Here is a 17,627-nt window from a genome sequence, read left to right on the forward strand (position 1 = left end):
GAAACTTCTTCAAGGCTGCAGGCTATGAGGCACAATAGATGCGACACGCTTTAGTCCGCCTGCCTTGCCACCAGCCCCGGAGCGGTGGTCAGCTTGAACTGAGCCATTTCGTCGGGCGTCAGGTAATAGAGCCGGTCCGGTGGTGTTTCGAGCGCATGGATCCACAGGCCGCTGCCGATGCCCATCTCGTCGAGATGGCGGGTGATGCGCGCGGTCATGCTCTGCGCCCCGGACATGGCCTGTTCGGCCGACGGCCTGTCCCGTCCCGCGCTGAAGACCTGATGCACGCCGATGACGGCGTCCTGTTCCGCCATGCGCGAAACACCGCCGGCAAAGATGAGCGGGCAGGAAGAGGCGCAGAGCGCCTTGGCCGCCACCTTGGTGTCGAGGCCCCGCTCCCGGATCAGTTTCGACATCAAGAGCGCGTCGTCGACGGAGCCGCCGGGCGAATTGAGCGACACCGTCTTCACATATTCGCCACGCGCCGCAATTTCAGCGGCGAAGCGGGCGGCTGCGCCCGGATCGATCGAACCTTCCGCCTTGAGTTCTCCCCCTGGCAGGAGCTCGAACACGATCGGCTTGCGCAGCACTTCGGGCGAACTCTCCGGCGCGACCGGCGGCGCTTGCGGAACCCCGTCGGTCAGCGCCGGCGGAAGCACGGGGGCCGCCGTCGTCATCGGGTCATGAGCGGGGAGCGCCGCCGTCGCCTGACTGAGTTCCCTCAGATCCACAAACAGGAACGCGCCCGCGAAAGCCAGAAGCCCGAAGAAGGCGCTGCGCATCAGCAGGCCGTCATCGGCGGTCAGAAAGGCCGTCTTCAGGCGCGTGCCGAGCGATCGGGCGCTCATGCGGGCGGCCCCTTGCGCGGCGCCTTTGCCGTCATGTCGAGGCTGGTGATGTTGGAGTCCGCCCGGGTGCGGTCGGCCTCGGTCTCGTTCGCCTCGATCACCTGTTCGATGTCGATGCCCTGTCGGCCGAGCGCCCGTTGCACCTCGAGCGCCTCGAGCAGCTCGGCTGCGGTGATCCGCTGGGCGAAGGGCAACCGCTCTTCCTGCTGCCGGATCGCCCCGTGCACCACGGCGAGGATGAAGACGAGAACGGCGGGCAGCAGGTCGATCGAGATCGCCCCGGCCCAGGCCGGGATGAAATCGCCGGCATAGCGCAGCACCGCTTCGGCCGACGACAGCGGCACGAAGCGGCGCTCGGCCACCGGCGGGCGCGCGAGAATCCCGTCGGCCGCCTCGGAGAGAACCTGCGACTGGGCGGAGACCGAGGCGCGGATCGTCTGCATCACCTGGTCCTGGCGGTTTGCAAGGTCGGCGGCCCGGCCATCGGCGACCGGCGCGATGAAGCCGAGCGACAGGTCTTCGGCAGCCCGCTTGACCGATGGGGCGATCGAGGTCTGTTCGAGCGAGGTGATCACACCCGAGAGCGCCACGACCTCGGCCGAGAATTCGTCGCTGCGCGGCGCGATGGCGCCGGGCGCAGAGACCAGCCGGCGCATGGTTTCGAGATGGCCGCGCCCCTGGTCGAACAGCGTCGTCACCCGCTCCCGCGACGCGATGATGCCGGTCTCGAGCTCGCTCAACTGCGCCGACATCTGCGACAGGAGCTGCACGACGCTTCCCGAGCCGGTCGTGCCCGTGAGCGCCCCGTTCTGGCGCTCGTCCTCCGCGAGCCGCGCGAAGCGTTCGGAGGTGCGCTGGATGTCCGGCAGCAGGCTTTGGGCGGCGAGCGCGTTCTGATGCGCCTGGTCGAGGTCGGCGGTGTAATCCTGCACCGTTTCGGCGAGATGCTGTTCGAGCGCCGCCGATCCGGCAAGGGCTGCCGCGTTGAGCCAGCTCGACATGGCGATGATCATCGCGCAGCCAAGCGCCATCACGCCGATCAGCGCGCCACGGGATGCCGTGCCAGTGACATGCGGATAAAACCGCGCCATGTAGGACCAGAAGGCGTAGATCGCGACCGACACCGATGCCGAATAGATGATGGCGGCAAAGAAGATCGCCGTGGGCGACCCGTCAAGCAGGCTGCGGACCCCAAGATAGGTGTAGACGCCGGAGGCCAGCGCCAGCACGGCGAGCGCAAAGCGCGTCATGGTTTCGACGGCGACGACGCCATCGTGCAAACGGTGCGATGCGCCAAGCGCCATGAAGACCTCCGGGGGCGAGAGAAGAATTAACAAAGTCTTAAGAACGGGGCGAAATGAAGGCCGCCGGGTGGTTTCGGCTCTCTTGGCCGGGAACCCGCCACGGGAGGGCTGCCGACCCGGACAGATGCGGTCCGCGCCCGATCCCGAAAGCCGGATGCGCGCGCGGCGCGCACCGGATCTCAGGCCAGCGCGAGAACCGGCCCTTCCAGAAGCTCCATCAGCGCGCCGAAATAGCCTTCCGAACGGGCGGGCCGGTTCGGATCGGACGTGATGGCAATGGCGAGGTCACGCGCGCGATGGACGGCGATGATCTGGCCGCCATAGCCGCGGGCGAGTGCAAAGCCCGAACGGCTGAGGAACCAGCCATAGCCATAGCCGAGGCCCGACCACGGCGACGAGGTCCTCGATTGGAGCGAGCGTTCGATCCAGTCACGGGAGACGACCTGAGAGCCCTCGAACCGGCCGCCATCCCGCACCATGGTCGCGACGCGCAGCATGCCGTGCGGGGTCAGCCCCATCTGGTTGCCGCCCATATAGTAGCCTTGCGGATCGCGTTGCCAGGGCGGGATCTCGATGCCGAGCGGAGCACCCAGGCGCGTGCGGGCGAGCGCCAGCAAGCTCTCTCCGGTCGCCTCGGCGAGCGCCGCGCCGAGAATGTGGGTGCTGGCCGTCGAATAGAGCATCCGCCCCCCGGGTTCCGCCTCGAAGGGGCGGCCGAGCGCGTCGGCCAGCCAGTTAGACGAGGCGATCCAGGCGCCGTAGTTCGGGCCGGAGGTGCGTTCCAGGCCGGCGCGGAGCGTGACCAGGTCCTCCATCGTGATATCGGCAACGCCATCGGTCGCGTCTGGCGGAATGATCGCCGGTGCAACATCGCCGAGCCGCGCATCGACACCATCTATCTCGCCACGCTCGATCGCGGTGCCGAGCAAGAGCGCCACGATCGACTTCGAACAGGACTTGATATTGGCGATCCGGTCGAGACCCGGCCCGCGCGGCGCCGCGGCAAAGACGGTTTCGTCGCCCTTGCGCACCTGGATCGAATGCAACTGGTCAAGCCCGGCGATCGCCGTTTCGAGATCGGCCCGCTGCGCGGCAGCGCGCGAGGCGAGCGCAGGCATGGCAAGAAGCGAAAGCGAAAAAGTGCGGCGCGTGAGCATGGATATCTCCTGTTTTTCCCGTGTCCAACGGAGGGCAGAATTGTGGAGAGGAGATGGCGCTTGCGCATGACCTTCGGTGACGGCGCCGCAAATTCCGATCATTGAACCGGAGTGAGCGTGTCCGGAGCCGCGACCGTCCGGTCCAGCCGGAAGCGGCACCAAGCTTTGGCGCCACCCCGACAAAAAAGCCGGGAAGTCTCCTCCCCGGCTTTCTGCATCTTCATGGATGGGCGCCTTACGCCTCGGGCGGTGTCCCGTCACCGGCTCCGCCGGCTTCGTCTGCGTCGGGTCCCTCGGTGCCGGCTTCGACCACGGCGTCGGCCACGTCTTCGAGTTCTTCCTCGGGCTCGGGCTCGCTGATGCGGTCGACGGAGACCACGCGCTCGTCCTTGCCGGTCGAGAAGATGGTCACGCCCTTGGTGGCGCGGCTCGCAAGACGGATGCCGTTGACCGGGACGCGGATCACCTGGCCACGATCCGAGACCATCATGATCTGGTCGCCGTCTTCCACCGGGAAGGCTGCGACCAGCGGGCCGATCTCGCCGGTCTTCGAGGTGTCGGTGGCGCGGATGCCCTTGCCGCCGCGGCCCGAAATGCGGAACTCGTAGCTCGACGAGCGCTTGCCGTAGCCCTTTGCGGAGACCGTCAGGATCTGCTGTTCCCGCGCCTTGAGTTCGGCATAGCGCTCATCGGAGAGTTCGCCCGCATCCGCGGCCTCCTCGCCGACCAGACCGACCTCCTCGACATCCGCTTCATCGCCGCTCGCCGCGCGCCGTTCGGTCACCGCGCGCTTGAGATAGGCCGCCCGTTCCGACGCATCGGCATCGACATGATGGACGATGGTCATCGAGATGATCGAATCCCCCTCGGCGAGCGAGATGCCACGCACACCGACCGAGTTGCGGCCCGCGAACACGCGCACGTCATCCACCGAGAAGCGGATGCACTGGCCGAGCGCCGTGGTCAGCAGCACGTCGTTCAGCTCGTTGCAGGTCTCGACATTCAGGATCTCGTCGCCCTCGCCTTCGAGCTTCATGGCGATCTTGCCGTTGCGGTTGACCTGGACGAAGTCGCTGAGCTTGTTGCGCCGGACGGTGCCGCGCGTGGTCGCGAACATCACGTCGAGTTCGGCCCAGCTCGCCTCGTCTTCCGGCAGCGGCATGATCGAGGTGATGCGTTCGCCCTGCTCGAGCGGGAGCATGTTGATCAGCGCCTTGCCGCGCGAGGTCGGCGTGCCGATCGGCAGGCGCCAGACCTTTTCCTTGTAGACGATGCCGCGCGAGGAGAAGAACAAGACCGGCGTGTGGGTGTTGACCACGAACAGCCGGGTGACGAAATCCTCATCCTTGGTCGACATGCCGGAGCGGCCCTTGCCGCCGCGGCGCTGCGCCCGGTAGGTGGCGAGCGGCACGCGCTTGATATAGCCCGAATGCGACACGGTCACCACCATGTCCTCGCGCGGGATCAGGTCCTCGTCGTCCATGTCCGGACCGCCTTCGGCGATCTCGGTGCGCCGCGCCACGCCGAATTCGTCGCGCACGGCAATCAGTTCGTCCTTGATGATCTGCTGCACGCGGGCGCGCGAGCCGAGAATGTCCAGGAAATCCTTGATCTCGTCGCCGATCTTGCCGAGTTCGTCGCCGATCTCGTCGCGGCCGAGCGCGGTCAGGCGCGACAGCCTGAGTTCGAGGATGGCGCGGGCCTGTTCCTCCGACAGGTTGTAGGTGCCGTCCTCGTTGATGCGGTGGCGCGGATCGTCGATCAGCCGGATCAGCGATTCCACGTCCATTGCCGGCCAGCGCCGCGTCATCAGCTGGTCGCGCGCCGTCGCCGGGTCCGGCGCGTTGCGGATCAGCGCGATCACCTCGTCGATATTGGCGACCGCAATGGCAAGGCCGACCAGCACATGCGCGCGTTCACGCGCCTTGCGCAACAGATATTTGGTACGCCGGGTGACGACGTCCTCGCGGAACGAGATGAAGGCCTTGAGCACGTCGATCAGGTTCATCAGTTCCGGCTTGCCGCCGTTGAGCGCCACCATGTTGACCCCGAACGAGGTCTGCAACGGCGTGTAGCGGTAGAGCTGGTTGATGATCACGTCGGCATTGGCGTCGCGCTTGAGCTCGATCACCACCCGGTAGCCCTGGCGGTCGGATTCGTCGCGCAGGTCGGAAATGCCCTCGATGCGCTTGTCGCGCACGAGTTCGGCCATCTTCTCGATCATCGTCGCCTTGTTCACCTGATAGGGAACCTCGGTGATGATGATCGCTTCGCGGTCGTTGCGCATCGGTTCGACATGCACCTTGCCGCGGATCACCACGGAGCCGCGGCCGGTCTCGAAAGCGGAGCGAATGCCGGCGCGGCCGAGAATGATGCCGCCGGTCGGGAAATCCGGCCCCGGGATGATCTGCATCAGGTCTAGGAGATCGATCGCCGGATTGTCCATCAGCGCCATGGTGGCGTTGCAGACCTCGACCAGGTTGTGGGTCGGGATATTGGTCGCCATGCCAACGGCGATGCCGCCGCCGCCATTGACCAGCATGTTCGGGAAGCGCGCCGGAAGGACCTTCGGCTCCTCGCTGGAGTTGTCGTAGGTCTCCTGGAAATCGACCGTTTCCTTGTCGATGTCCTCGATCATCTCGTGGGCGAGCTTGGTGAGCCTGGCCTCGGTGTAGCGCATTGCCGCCGGCGGGTCGCCGTCGATCGAGCCGAAATTGCCCTGCCCGTCGATCAGCATGGCCCCCATCGACCAGTGCTGCGCCATGCGCACCATGGCGTCGTAGATCGAGGAGTCGCCATGCGGGTGGTACTTGCCCATCACGTCGGAGACCGGGCGCGCCGATTTCACATATTTGCGGTTCCAGTGGTACCCGCTCTCATGGGACGCATAGATGATGCGGCGATGCACGGGCTTGAGCCCGTCGCGCACATCCGGCAGTGCACGGCTGACGATCACGCTCATGGCATAATCGAGATAGGAGCGCTGCATTTCCTCGATGATCGAAACCGGCTCGATGCCCGGCGTGAGGGGTCCGGAAGGTTTGTTCTGGTCTGTCAAAGCGGTCCACGAAAATTGGATGGAATCATTCCTGCCTTATAGCGGAAAGCCGACGACGTCGCCAATTTTCGAGCCCGGAATCGGGTTTTGCGCAGAGTTCTCCACGGTTGCTGGCCATTGCGGGGGTTTTGTTCGCAGCCGCGCTGTCGTAGGCAGGGGAACGTGGCCGTTTTGAAGGGCCCTGCGGGAGCGCGCCATGACCGTGGACATGATCGTCAATGCCTTCGTCACGATCATCGTGATGTTCGACCCGCCGGGCCTGGCGGCGATCTTCCTCGGCCTGACCACGGGCATGACCCGCAGCCAGCGCATCCAGGTGGCGCTGCGCGGCACGGTGACCGCGGCAGGCATCCTGACCGTCTTCGCCATTGCCGGGGCCAGCCTTCTGGGCCTTCTCGGCATCTCGCTCGGCGCCTTCCGCATCGCCGGCGGCATCCTGCTGTTCTGGATCGCCTTCGAAATGATCTTCGAAAAGCGCCACGAGCGGCAGGAAAAGAGCGCTGAACGGGCCGTGACCAAGGACCACATTTCCAATGTCTCGGTGTTCCCGCTGGCGATACCGCTGATCGCGGGCCCCGGCGCGATCTCCGCCGTGATCCTGCTGGCAGGCTCGTTCTATGCCCCGGTCGAGCGCGCGGGGCTGATCGGCGTGATCCTGGCCGCCTCGCTGGTGCTGTTTGCCTTCCTGGTGATCGCCGAGCGCATCGACCAGTTCCTGGGCGACACCGGCCGCACCATCCTGACTCGCCTGCTCGGCGTGATCCTGGCGGCCCTGTCGGTGCAGTTCGTCGTCGACGGCATCAAGCAGGCCTTCGTGACGGTCTGAGGCGCAAGACATGGAGCCCGACCAGAGCTATCGTTTCGAGGCCGAACTCTGGCTCTATCCCGGCGAGAAAGCGGCCTGGCATTTCATCACCGTGCCGGAAAACGTGTCCCGGCAGATTCGGTTCTTCGCCGGCAAGACCAACGGATTCGGCTCGGTGCGCGTGACGGTCCGGATTGGCGGGAGCCGCTGGGCCACGTCGCTGTTTCCCGACAGGAAATCAGGCTGCTTCTTCCTGCCGGTCAAGGCCGCCGTCCGCAAGGCGGAAGCGCTGCACACCGGCGACCGGGCCCAGGTGGAGCTGCGAACCGGCTGAGGCCAGGCAGGCGCGTCTTCCACGGGCGCCGCGGCCCGCGCGGGAATCACCCCGCCGCCGGATGGCCTTCGCGCAATTGCAGCAGGTCCCACAGATTGCCGTAGAGGTCACGGAACACGGCGACCGTGCCATAGTCCTCGGTCTTGGGCTCGCGCACGAACTTGACGCCCTCGGCCACCAGACGGGTGTAGTCGCGCCAGAAATCATCGGTGTTGAGAAACAGGAAGACGCGGCCGCCGGTCTGGTTGCCGATAAAAGGCTCCTGTTCGGCCTTCGCCGCGCGCGCGAGCAGGATCGCCGTGCCCTGCCCGCCTTGCGGACGCACCACCACCCAGCGCTTGTCCTGCTCGGGCTGGTAGCTGTCTTCGAGAAGATCGAAACCGAGCACGCCGCAATAGAATGCGATCGCCTCGTCATAGTCGCGCACCACCAGCGCGACATGGGTGATGGACTGTCGCAGTGCTTCCCCCCTTTTGCCCGCCCCGAGCAATGCCGTGGCCAAAAACGAGAAACCCGCCAATCAAGCTTGGCGGGTTCGGGAGTGGTCGGGTCTCGTCCTCAGAACGGAATGTCGTCGTCGAGGTCGCGGGAGGAACCGCCACCGCCGCCGCCAAAGCCACCGCCGCCGGACGAGCCGCCACCGAAGCCGCCGCGATCGCCACCCGACGAACCGCCGCCGTAATCGCCGCCACGGCTGCCGCCACCGCCCCCGCCATAATCACCACCACCACCGCCTTCGCCGCGGCCGTCGAGCATGGTCAGGTTGCCGTTGAAACCCTGCAGCACCACTTCGGTCGAATATTTGTCCTGGCCGGACTGGTCGGTCCATTTGCGGGTCTGCAACTGGCCTTCGAGATAGACCTTGGAGCCCTTCTTCAGATAGTTCTCCGCGATCTTGCACAGACCTTCGTTGAAGATCACCACGCGGTGCCATTCGGTCTTTTCGCGGCGTTCGCCGGTGTTCTTGTCGCGCCAGCTTTCCGACGTTGCCACCGACAGGTTGGCAATCGGCCGGCCGTCCTGGGTGCGGCGGATTTCCGGGTCCGCGCCCAGATTGCCGATGAGAATGACCTTGTTGACGCTGCCCGCCATGATGTTCACCTTCCATGCCAATTCAGGCGGCACGCGCCGCCCCGATAGATCAAGACGCACCTTACAGGATCGCCCCCGGCGCTGCTGCAGGAGCAGGGACAATCCACAAGCCTTTTTTGTTCTTTATTTGTTCTATAATCTGTGTCAGCTTCTGTCAAGAGATTCGATCCCGGCAGCTTGACCGGCAAACGGGGCGGCTCGACATTGGCGGCGGTGCGCTTATGTATGGGACGAACGGCCCTCCGGCACCGACACAGGACGTGGTGGTGATACGGGGGCTTCATGTGTTTTGCGGGACGCGGTCGCGCCCTTAACGGACCGGCGGACCCGCAAGACTTGGGACAGGACAAGGGAGTGGCCTGCCGCGTTCGCACGAACGCCGCGTGCCTCTCCACGGCAAATCGGCGGCGTCATGACGGAACTCAAATCGAAAATCGGCGGCGTCATCCCGGAACTCAAATCGATCACCATTCGCGGTGCCCGCGAGCACAATCTCAAGAATGTCGATCTCGACCTCCCCCGCAACAGCCTGATCGTGATGACCGGGCTGTCGGGCTCGGGCAAGTCGTCGCTGGCCTTCGACACGATCTATGCGGAAGGCCAGCGCCGCTATGTCGAGAGCCTGTCGGCCTATGCGCGCCAGTTCCTGGAAATGATGCAGAAGCCCGATGTCGACCAGATCGACGGGCTTTCGCCGGCAATCTCGATCGAGCAGAAGACGACGAGCCGCAACCCGCGCTCGACCGTCGGCACGGTAACCGAGATCTACGACTACATGCGGCTTCTGTTCGCCCGCGTAGGCGTGCCCTATTCGCCCGCCACCGGCCTGCCGATCGAAAGCCAGACCGTGAGCCAGATGGTCGACCGCGTGCTCGCGCTCGAGGAAGGCACGCGGCTTTACGTGCTCGCGCCGGTCGTGCGCGGCCGCAAGGGCGAGTACCGCAAGGAACTGGCCGAGTTCATGAAAAAGGGCTTTCAGCGGGTCAAGATCGACGGCAGCTATTACGAGATCGCCGATGCGCCGGCGCTCGACAAGAAATACAAGCACGACATCGACATCGTCGTCGATCGCATCGTCGTGCGGCCCGACATTGCCGCGCGCCTGGCCGACAGCCTGGAAACCTGCCTGAGCCTCGCTGACGGTCTGGCGATCGCCGAATTCGCCGACAAGCCGCTGCCGGAGGCCGAAACCTCGGCCGGTGGCTCGGCCAACAAGTCCCTGAACGAAACCCACGAACGCATCCTGTTTTCGGAAAAATTCGCCTGCCCGGTCTCTGGCTTCACCATTTCCGAGATCGAGCCGCGGCTGTTTTCCTTCAACAATCCCCATGGCGCCTGCCCGACCTGTGACGGGCTCGGCACCCAGAAGACCATTGACGAGGCGCTGATCGTGCCCGAGCCGGGGCTCACGCTGCGTGCAGGCGCGGTGGCGCCCTGGGCCAAATCGAGCTCGCCCTATTACACCCAGACGCTCGAGGCGCTGGGCAAGCATTTCGGCTTCAAGCTCTCCGACCGCTGGGACGACCTTCCCGCCGCCGGCCAGGCCGCGATCCTGCGCGGCACCAACGAGAAGATCGCCTTCAAATATGACGACGGGCTCAGGTCCTACACCACGGCGAAGACCTTCGAGGGCATCATCCCCAATCTCGAACGCCGCTGGAAGGAAACCGACAGCGCCTGGGCGCGCGAGGAAATCGAGCGCTACATGTCGAATGCCCCCTGCCCGGCCTGCGACGGCTACCGCTTGAAGCCCGAGGCGCGTGCGGTCAAGATCAACGGCTGCCATATCGGCGAGGTCACGGAACTGTCGATCCGCAATGCCGGAGGCTGGTTCGAAGCCCTGCCTGCGCATCTCAACGAGCAGCAGAACCAGATCGCCGTGCGCATCCTCAAGGAAATCCGCGACCGGCTGAAATTCTTGAACGATGTCGGCCTCGACTATCTCACCCTGAGCCGCAATTCGGGCTCGCTGTCGGGCGGCGAAAGCCAGCGCATCCGGCTCGCCTCGCAGATCGGCTCGGGCCTGACCGGCGTGCTCTACGTGCTCGACGAGCCGTCGATCGGCCTGCACCAGCGCGACAATGCGCGGCTCCTGGAAACGCTCAAGCATCTGCGCGACATCGGCAACACCGTGATCGTGGTCGAGCATGACGAGGACGCGATCCGCACCGCCGACTATGTGGTCGATATCGGCCCGCATGCGGGCATCCATGGCGGCGAGATCATCGCGCAAGGCTCGCCGCGAGACATCATGGCCCATCCGCGCTCGATCACCGGCAAGTATCTTTCGGGCGAGCTCGAGGTGCTGGTGCCGACCGAGCGGCGCAAGCCCAAGAAAAAGAAGGAGCTGCGCGTCGTGGGCGCGCGCGGCAACAACCTGAAGGACGTCTCCGCCTCGATCCCGCTCGGCCTGTTCACGGCGGTCACCGGCGTGTCGGGCGGCGGCAAGTCGACCTTCCTGATCGAGACGCTCTACAAGGCGGCGGCGCGCCGGGTGATGGGCGCGCGCGAAAACCCGGCCGACCACGACCGCATCGACGGTTTCGAACATATCGACAAGGTGATCGACATCGACCAGTCGCCGATCGGTCGCACGCCGCGCTCTAACCCGGCGACCTATACCGGCGCCTTCACGCCGATCCGCGACTGGTTCGCGGGCCTCCCCGAGGCCAAGGCGCGCGGCTATCAGCCCGGCCGGTTCTCTTTCAACGTCAAGGGCGGGCGCTGCGAGGCCTGCCAGGGCGATGGCGTCATCAAGATCGAAATGCACTTCCTGCCCGACGTCTATGTCACCTGCGACGTCTGCCACGGCAAGCGCTACAACCGCGAGACGCTCGACGTCACCTTCAAGGGCAAATCGATCGCCGACGTGCTCGACATGACGGTCGAGGAAGGCGTCGAGTTCTTCGCCGCCGTCCCCGCCGTGCGCGACAAGTTGCAGGCGCTCGAAGGCGTGGGGCTCGGCTATATCAAGGTCGGCCAGCAGGCCACCACGCTGTCGGGCGGCGAAGCCCAGCGCGTCAAGCTCGCCAAGGAGCTATCCAAGCGCTCGACCGGCCGCACGCTCTACATCCTCGACGAGCCGACCACGGGGCTGCATTTCCACGATGTCGCGAAACTTCTCGAAGTGCTACACGAACTGGTCGACCAGGGCAATTCGGTGGTGGTGATCGAGCACAATCTCGAAGTCATCAAGACCGCCGACTGGGTGATCGATCTCGGCCCCGAAGGCGGCGACGGTGGCGGCGAGATCGTCGCCGAAGGCACGCCCGAAGACATCGTCAAGATCGAGCGCAGCTATACCGGCCAGTTCCTCAAGGAGCTTCTGGAGCGGCGTCCCGGAAAACGGGTGGAAGCGGCGGAGTGAGAGGGATAATCGGGCGTGGCTAAAAATTCAAGAATTGAAATCCATCCGAGCATTAAGTCCGCGCTTGGCTACGACATTGCAGATTCCGACGAGAATGTTCTTTTGGACTGGAAAGATCGAACCAGTCGTGTTTGCAAGCCTTGCTGGGAACTAAAATATTGCCCTTATGGTCCTTTGGTTGAAGATTCACCAATCATCCCTCCCCTACGTGAAGGCATGATTGAACATATCGAGTATTTTCAAGAATGTCTGAAATCGGGTCTTGTTGGTACCGTTGATGAACTGACACAAGAGACTCGAGATCAGCTCAGAAGATGGGTTTCAGACGATCAAATATTACTCCACCAGGCACGCAATACGCTCATTCAACGGGCGACGCTAGAAGCCGCATCAGAAGCTTCTTCCGATGATGAAAAAATAGAAAAATGGCTAGGGGGGCGTTTGCCTCCTATACACATCTATAGAACAGCCTATGAAATAGATGATCGGGATATAAAAGAGAGTGATTATCCTTCAGATGTTTGGTCTGAACTACGCGCTGAAGCAGCTGCTATAAAAGTGAAACACTTGGAGGCTCTCAAATCGGGCAAATCTGACAATCGGTCACCTTTGGAACCTGCACGCAGAGCGTGGTTTGAGGACCGTGTTCGAAATTTTGACCCTGCAGACTATCCTGATGCCGTACCTGAGACATTCAGCAATGGTGAATGCAACGTTTTTGGACATATCTGCCCGGTCTTTTTTGCTGCGGAGGCACTAACAGAGACTTCCACTGAACGACGGCGTGGGCGCTACATACCATTTAAGGTGAAAATTCGTGTCGTTAGACGGGATAACTATACATGCCAACACTGTAGCACACACCTTAAAGATGATGAAGTAGAGTTTGACCACATTATCCCAATTTCACGAGGCGGAAGTTCAGAAGAGCAGAACATTCGATTAACTTGCTTTGATTGCAATCGGGACAAAAGCGACGACTATGTTCCTTAGAAACTGTATAGAATGCAGAAATGTCGATTACGTTTTCTTAGGAAGGTCGCTAGACGAATGACAATTTCCGGCACAATTCGCACTGGCATCGGCGGCTGGGTGTTCGAGCCGTGGGAGAACGGTCAGTTCTATCCCGAGAAACTCGCCAAGCGCCGGCAGCTCGAATATGCCAGCCGCGAACTCCGGGCGATCGAGGTCAACGGAACCTATTACGGCAGCCAGAAGCCGGCCACCTTCGCCAAGTGGGCCGAGGATGTGCCCGAGGGCTTCGTGTTTTCATTGAAGGCCAGCCGCTACTGCACCAACCGCAAGGTGCTGTCGGACGGCGGGCCGTCGATCGAGAAATTCCTGTCCCAGGGGATCAGCGAACTCGGCCCCCATCTGGGCCCGATCCTGTGGCAGTTCATGGCGACCAAGAAATTCGAGCCGGAAGATTTCGAGGGTTTCCTCAAGCTCCTGCCCAAGGAGCAGGACGGCCTCGCCTTGCGCCACGTCGTCGAGCCGCGCCATGACAGTTTCTGCACGCCGGAATTTATCGATCTGATCGCCAAATACGGGGTTGCGGCGGTGGTGGCCGACCATCACGAGTATCCGATGTTTGCCGACGTGACCGCCGATTTCGTCTATGCGCGGCTGCAGCGCGGCAGCGACGAAACGCCCACGTGCTACCCGGAGGGCGAGATCGACGCCTGGGCCGGGCGGTTCCGGACCTATGCCGAGGGTGGCGCACCGGGCGACCTGCCTCTGGTCGCAAAGGATCGCAAGGTCGAGACGAAGCCGCGCGACGTCTTCGCCTTCTTCATCACCGGCGGCAAGGTCAACGCACCCCATGGGGCAAAGGCCCTGCAGGCCAGGCTGGACCAGCCGGCCTGAGCCCTGCCCCGCCAGCCGCCGTGCCGCCCGAACCGGTTCAGCCGGCGGCGAGGGTCGCCGCGGCCTCGACGCGGGCGATGTCGTGCGGATGGGTCATCGCCCCCTTGGCGCGGTCGAGCGCGCGGCAGGATTGCTCCCGAAGCGCCTCGGTCCAGACCGCCGGCAGGCAATCGGCGACGGCCGACAGCGTGTGCTGGAGATGCACCGCGACCTCGACGAAGCTGGCGCCGTCCCGGGCGATCTGCTCGAAGGCGGCGGTCAGCACCTGTTCGGGGTCCATGATCGGCACCAGCACCCGCGGGTGCTGGTGCGCCGTCCCTGCCTGTTCGCTCGCCCGCGTCGCGTCGGAGAAAACCTGCAAAAGCGCATCGAGAATGTCGTTGGCGGTGCCCGGATCGTTGATGCCGGGCGACAGCGCCCGGTCGCCGATTTCCGACAGCGTCTTGAGCGCGAGCACCGCGTCCTCGCTGCGGTGGCGGCTCTGGCCGATGCGGATCGCCGCGCTGACCGCGCGCTTGGCATCGTCGTCGACCGCTTCCAGCGGGCCGTCATAAAGCCAGACGATGGGCCGGCCCTGGCCGATCACGTCGCCGAGCCGCACGGCGACATGCACAGTGAGGCCATGCTCCTCGGCAACCCCGGAAAGCGCTGCGACATCGATGAACTGGACCGTGCCGGTGAAGGAGGAGAGCACCGCCAGCGCCCCGTCGGGCGGCATGGCGCTGGCATAGACCGGCGTGCCGCCATGACCGGGATGGGTCAGATGCCGGGTCAGCATGTCGGTGGCCCGGCTCGCCACCTTGTCGATGGTCGACGACACGGTGCTGATCCGCGCCACGTGGTCGATCCAGTAGATCAGGGTACCCACCACCAGGATGAACACGCTGATGGTGGCCGCGAACAGCAGGATGCGGCCGCTCGCCTGGATGAAACCGACATTGAGCCCGATCAGGCCGACAACCGAAAAGGTGAAGGCGCCGATGAAGGTCGAGATCGCCTGCTTCGAAAAGGAATCGGCCACCAGGATCGAGAAGGCCCGCGGCGTGCTGGCCGATATCGCCGCCACATAGGCCGACAGCATCACCGAGACGGCGAAGGTGGAGACCGTCAGCATCGCGGTCGCCATGATGGTCAGCAACCCGTCGATGGTTTCCCTTTTGATGTCGAAGGAGAAGGGCTGGCCGATCACCTGGTCGATCCCGGTGGCAACCGCCACCACGCACACGGCGATCAGCCCGAATCCGGCCGGCCGCAGCCACAGCCGTTCGGCCAGGTAGTCCCTGAGTGCATTGTAGTAGAATCTCACCGTCCACGCTCCGTTCTGCCGCGCCGTTGCCGTTGCGGATGCCGCAAGTGCGGCGCGTTACCCGCCTGCCCTCCGGCCGTCAACGCCGCAGGCACCATCGGCTTCACTATGCAACAGGACGGGAAAACAGTCACACCTTACGCGGGGGGTGGCCGAATGCGCGCCCCGGAGCGAGGCGCGCATTCGCAGCACGGGGTGTCAGCCTGCCTTCTTCTGTCGCGGCAGGAACACGGTCAGAAGCCCCAGGAACGGCAGATAGGAGCAGACGGCATAGACGAAGTCGATCCCCTTGGCATCCGCCACCTGTCCCAGCACGGCGGCTGCGATACCGCCCATGCCGAAGGCGAAGCCGAAGAACAGGCCCGCGATCAGTCCCACCCGGCCGGGAACCATTTCCTGGGCGAAGACGACGATGGCGGGAAACGCGGAGGAAAGCACCATGCCGATGATCACGGTCAGCACCGCGGTCCAGAACAGGTCCGCATAGGGCAGCATCAGCGTGAACGGCAGCACGCCCAGGATCGACACCCAGATCACCGCTTTGGTGCCGATCCGGTCGCCGATCGGACCGCCGGCGACGGTGCCCACGGCGGCAGCGCCCAGGAACAGGAACAACAGCAGCTGCGCATCCTGCACGGAAACGTCGAACCGGTGGATGACGTAGAAGGTGTAGTAGCTCGTGAAGCTTGCCATGTAGATGTTCTTGCTGAACACCAGGAGCGCGAGCACCACCAGGGTGAAGATCACGCGGCGGCGACTGTGGGCCAGAACGGTCGACAGCGCCGGGCGCCCGGCCGCGGCACGGCGGTACTGCCCGTACCAGCGGCTGACCCAGGTCAGCACCACCATCCCGAGCAGCGCCGCGAGACAGAACCAGGCAACGCTCGCCTGCCCGCCGGGCACCACGATGAAGGCCGCCAGCAGCGGGCCGGCGGCGGTGCCAAAATTGCCGCCCAGCTGAAACACCGACTGCGCCGTGCCGTGCTTGCCGCCCGAGGCAAGCCGGGCGATGCGCGAGGATTCGGGATGGAAGACGGCAGACCCAAGCCCCACCAGCGCCGCCGCGGCGAGCAGCAGCCCGTAGTGGCCGGCAACGGCCAGCAGCACGAGGCCGAAAAAGGTGAACCCCATGCCGACCGGCAGCGCGTAGCCGATCGGCCGCTTGTCGGTGAAGGCACCGATGGCCGGCTGCAACAGCGAGGCGGTGAACTGGAAGGTGAAGGTCAGAAACCCGATCTGCCCAAAGGTCAGCGCATAATTGGCCTTGAGCATCGGATAGATCGCCGACAGCATGGACTGCATGGTGTCGTTGAGGAAATGGCACAGGCTGAGCGCCAGCACGACCGAAAACGCCGCCGATGTCGCGGCCGGGGCAGGCGTCGCAACCGCGGCGGGCTCGGGCTGAGACGCGGTCACCGTGGCCGCGGACATGGTTGTATCGGGCGTCGCATCCATCATCTGGTCCTTTCAGGCTGCATGGCGGGGGCGTGGGGGCGCAGAACCGGCGGCCGGTCGCAAATCATGCCGTGCCGCGGGTGCCACAGATACATGGCTTGCCCCCTGCCCGCTTTCGTGCTGTGGTCTATTTCTTTCGCGATTGGGCCAATGCCATGACAGAAACAGCATCGCCGCCGGTACTTTCACGGCACATCACCGAAACCGCCGCGGAACGCGCGGCGCGCCATGCGGCGATCGATGCCGACGGGGCGCCGGTGATGGCGTTTTCCCACAGCTACGCCACCAACCAGCACATTGCCGAACACGAGCATGCCCGCGCGCAGTTGCTGCACATTTCCAGCGGCGTGCTGACGGTGACGACCGGGGCCGGGCGCTGGATCATGCCGCGCGACCATGCGCTGTGGATCCCGGCAGGCGTGCGCCACGCGGTCGATACGATTGGCCAGGTCGACATGCATTCGGTCTATGTGGTGCCGGATGCCGTCCCCGGCCTGCCAGAGCAGTTGCAGGTGACCGGCATCACGCCGCTGATGCGCAGCCTGATGAACGAAGCGGTGCGGCTGCGCGGCGACACCGCTACGCCGCGGGCCGCATATATGCTTGGCGCGCTCCTGCACGAAATTCCGCATCTGCCAAAGCGGCCGCTCGGGCTCGCCTATCCTGCCAACCGGCGGCTTGCGGAGCTGTGTCGCGCGTTCGTGGCCCAGCCCTCGGCCCATCTCAACATCGACCAGTGGGCGGAAGCCGCGGGCTTGAGCCGGCGCAGCTTCACCCGCATCTTTCGCCGCGAAACCGGCCTCAGCCTCTCGACCTGGCGCCAGCAGGCCTGCCTGATGGCGGCACTGCCGCGGCTGAGCGCGGGCGAATCGGTGACGGCAGTCGCCCTCGACCTGGGCTATGACAGCGTGCCCGCCTTCACCACCATGTTCTGCCGCATGATGGGCACTCCGCCCAAGACCTATCTGCGCAACCAGATTGTGGATTGTGCCCTGAGCGCGGCGGCAAGCGGCCGCGCCGGATGACCATGCCGCG

14 protein-coding genes are annotated in these 17,627 nt (G+C 64.5%); 6 read left to right on the forward strand and 8 right to left on the reverse strand.

The annotated features are described in order from the left end of the window. Nucleotides 1–50 precede the first annotated feature (50 nt). The 4 genes from AWJ14_RS03925 to gyrA all read right to left on the reverse strand — a co-directional run bounded on the left by AWJ14_RS03925 (nucleotide 51) and on the right by gyrA (nucleotide 6,367). Complete coding sequence (locus AWJ14_RS03925; RefSeq protein WP_066175230.1) at nucleotides 51–848, reverse strand: COG3904 family protein; 798 nt, start codon at nucleotides 846–848, stop codon at nucleotides 51–53. Further along, nucleotides 845–2,152: a hypothetical protein gene (locus AWJ14_RS03930; RefSeq protein ID WP_066175233.1), complete on the reverse strand. Its 1,308-nt coding sequence runs from the start codon at nucleotides 2,150–2,152 to the stop codon at nucleotides 845–847. Before AWJ14_RS03930 ends, AWJ14_RS03925 begins: the two co-directional genes overlap by 4 nt. Before the next feature lie 179 nt (nucleotides 2,153–2,331). Further along, nucleotides 2,332–3,309 (reverse strand): serine hydrolase domain-containing protein, encoded by a 978-nt coding sequence (locus AWJ14_RS03935; protein ID WP_066175235.1) that lies wholly within the window; start codon nucleotides 3,307–3,309, stop codon nucleotides 2,332–2,334. Nucleotides 3,310–3,544: 235 nt separating this feature from the next. Beyond that, the gene (gene gyrA, locus AWJ14_RS03940; protein WP_066175237.1) at nucleotides 3,545–6,367 is read right to left on the reverse strand and encodes a DNA gyrase subunit A; all 2,823 of its coding nucleotides are present in this window, start codon (nucleotides 6,365–6,367) and stop codon (nucleotides 3,545–3,547) included. Between the two features lie 196 nt (nucleotides 6,368–6,563). Between gyrA and AWJ14_RS03945 the strand changes: the two genes are divergently transcribed. Further along, a complete protein-coding gene (locus AWJ14_RS03945; protein ID WP_066175239.1) occupies nucleotides 6,564–7,193 on the forward strand; it encodes a MarC family protein in 630 nt (209 codons plus the stop codon). Nucleotides 7,194–7,203: 10 nt separating this feature from the next. Beyond that, the gene (locus AWJ14_RS03950) at nucleotides 7,204–7,506 is read left to right on the forward strand and encodes a DUF1905 domain-containing protein (protein WP_066175241.1); all 303 of its coding nucleotides are present in this window, start codon (nucleotides 7,204–7,206) and stop codon (nucleotides 7,504–7,506) included. A 46-nt stretch (nucleotides 7,507–7,552) separates the two neighbouring features. On the opposite strand, the gene AWJ14_RS03955 is transcribed toward AWJ14_RS03950, so the two are convergent. Together AWJ14_RS03955 and AWJ14_RS03960 are read right to left on the reverse strand one after the other, a co-directional pair. After that, nucleotides 7,553–7,966 carry a VOC family protein gene (locus AWJ14_RS03955; RefSeq protein WP_066175526.1) on the reverse strand — a complete coding sequence of 138 codons (414 nt, stop codon included), beginning with the start codon at nucleotides 7,964–7,966 and terminating at the stop codon, nucleotides 7,553–7,555. A 98-nt stretch (nucleotides 7,967–8,064) separates the two neighbouring features. Beyond that, nucleotides 8,065–8,598 (reverse strand): single-stranded DNA-binding protein, encoded by a 534-nt coding sequence (locus tag AWJ14_RS03960; RefSeq protein ID WP_066175243.1) that lies wholly within the window; start codon nucleotides 8,596–8,598, stop codon nucleotides 8,065–8,067. Nucleotides 8,599–9,043: 445 nt separating this feature from the next. On the opposite strand from AWJ14_RS03960, the gene uvrA reads away from it, so the two are divergent. The 3 genes from uvrA to AWJ14_RS03970 are packed head-to-tail and all read left to right on the forward strand — an operon-like array spanning nucleotide 9,044 to nucleotide 13,831. Continuing rightward, nucleotides 9,044–11,965: an excinuclease ABC subunit UvrA gene (gene uvrA / locus AWJ14_RS03965; protein WP_066175529.1), complete on the forward strand. Its 2,922-nt coding sequence runs from the start codon at nucleotides 9,044–9,046 to the stop codon at nucleotides 11,963–11,965. 15 nt (nucleotides 11,966–11,980) lie between these two features. Beyond that, nucleotides 11,981–12,958: an HNH endonuclease gene (locus tag AWJ14_RS21835; RefSeq protein WP_139112522.1), complete on the forward strand. Its 978-nt coding sequence runs from the start codon at nucleotides 11,981–11,983 to the stop codon at nucleotides 12,956–12,958. Nucleotides 12,959–13,015: 57 nt separating this feature from the next. Beyond that, nucleotides 13,016–13,831, forward strand: a complete 816-nt coding sequence (locus AWJ14_RS03970; RefSeq protein WP_066175246.1) for a DUF72 domain-containing protein — start codon at nucleotides 13,016–13,018, stop codon at nucleotides 13,829–13,831. 37 nt (nucleotides 13,832–13,868) lie between these two features. Here the strand turns inward: AWJ14_RS03970 and AWJ14_RS03975 are convergent, their stop codons facing one another. Together AWJ14_RS03975 and AWJ14_RS03980 are read right to left on the reverse strand one after the other, a co-directional pair. After that, entirely contained in the window at nucleotides 13,869–15,137 is a 1,269-nt protein-coding gene (locus AWJ14_RS03975; RefSeq protein ID WP_066175248.1) for a DUF2254 domain-containing protein, read from the reverse strand. 198 nt (nucleotides 15,138–15,335) lie between these two features. Beyond that, nucleotides 15,336–16,568, reverse strand: a complete 1,233-nt coding sequence (locus AWJ14_RS03980; protein ID WP_066175532.1) for an MFS transporter — start codon at nucleotides 16,566–16,568, stop codon at nucleotides 15,336–15,338. 179 nt (nucleotides 16,569–16,747) lie between these two features. On the opposite strand from AWJ14_RS03980, the gene AWJ14_RS03985 reads away from it, so the two are divergent. Continuing rightward, nucleotides 16,748–17,617: an AraC family transcriptional regulator gene (locus AWJ14_RS03985; RefSeq protein ID WP_083220016.1), complete on the forward strand. Its 870-nt coding sequence runs from the start codon at nucleotides 16,748–16,750 to the stop codon at nucleotides 17,615–17,617. The last annotated feature ends 10 nt before the right edge of the window (nucleotides 17,618–17,627 follow it).

The sequence above is a fragment of the Parahoeflea olei genome, from assembly GCF_001703635.1.
GTDB classification, from domain to species: domain Bacteria; phylum Pseudomonadota; class Alphaproteobacteria; order Rhizobiales; family Rhizobiaceae; genus Hoeflea; species Hoeflea olei.

What these genes read in the sequence shown, in the direction of transcription:
- AWJ14_RS03930 (WP_066175233.1), bottom strand. Translation starts at nt 2,152, where the DNA reads ATGGCGCTTGGCGCATCGCACCGTTTGCACGATGGCGTCGTCGCCGTC.
- AWJ14_RS03985 (WP_083220016.1), top strand. Translation starts at nt 16,748, where the DNA reads ATGACAGAAACAGCATCGCCGCCGGTACTTTCACGGCACATCACCGAA.
- AWJ14_RS03925 (WP_066175230.1), bottom strand. Translation starts at nt 848, where the DNA reads ATGAGCGCCCGATCGCTCGGCACGCGCCTGAAGACGGCCTTTCTGACC.
- AWJ14_RS03935 (WP_066175235.1), bottom strand. Translation starts at nt 3,309, where the DNA reads ATGCTCACGCGCCGCACTTTTTCGCTTTCGCTTCTTGCCATGCCTGCG.
- AWJ14_RS03950 (WP_066175241.1), top strand. Translation starts at nt 7,204, where the DNA reads ATGGAGCCCGACCAGAGCTATCGTTTCGAGGCCGAACTCTGGCTCTAT.
- AWJ14_RS03980 (WP_066175532.1), bottom strand. Translation starts at nt 16,568, where the DNA reads ATGTCCGCGGCCACGGTGACCGCGTCTCAGCCCGAGCCCGCCGCGGTT.
- AWJ14_RS03945 (WP_066175239.1), top strand. Translation starts at nt 6,564, where the DNA reads ATGACCGTGGACATGATCGTCAATGCCTTCGTCACGATCATCGTGATG.
- AWJ14_RS03970 (WP_066175246.1), top strand. Translation starts at nt 13,016, where the DNA reads ATGACAATTTCCGGCACAATTCGCACTGGCATCGGCGGCTGGGTGTTC.
- AWJ14_RS03960 (WP_066175243.1), bottom strand. Translation starts at nt 8,598, where the DNA reads ATGGCGGGCAGCGTCAACAAGGTCATTCTCATCGGCAATCTGGGCGCG.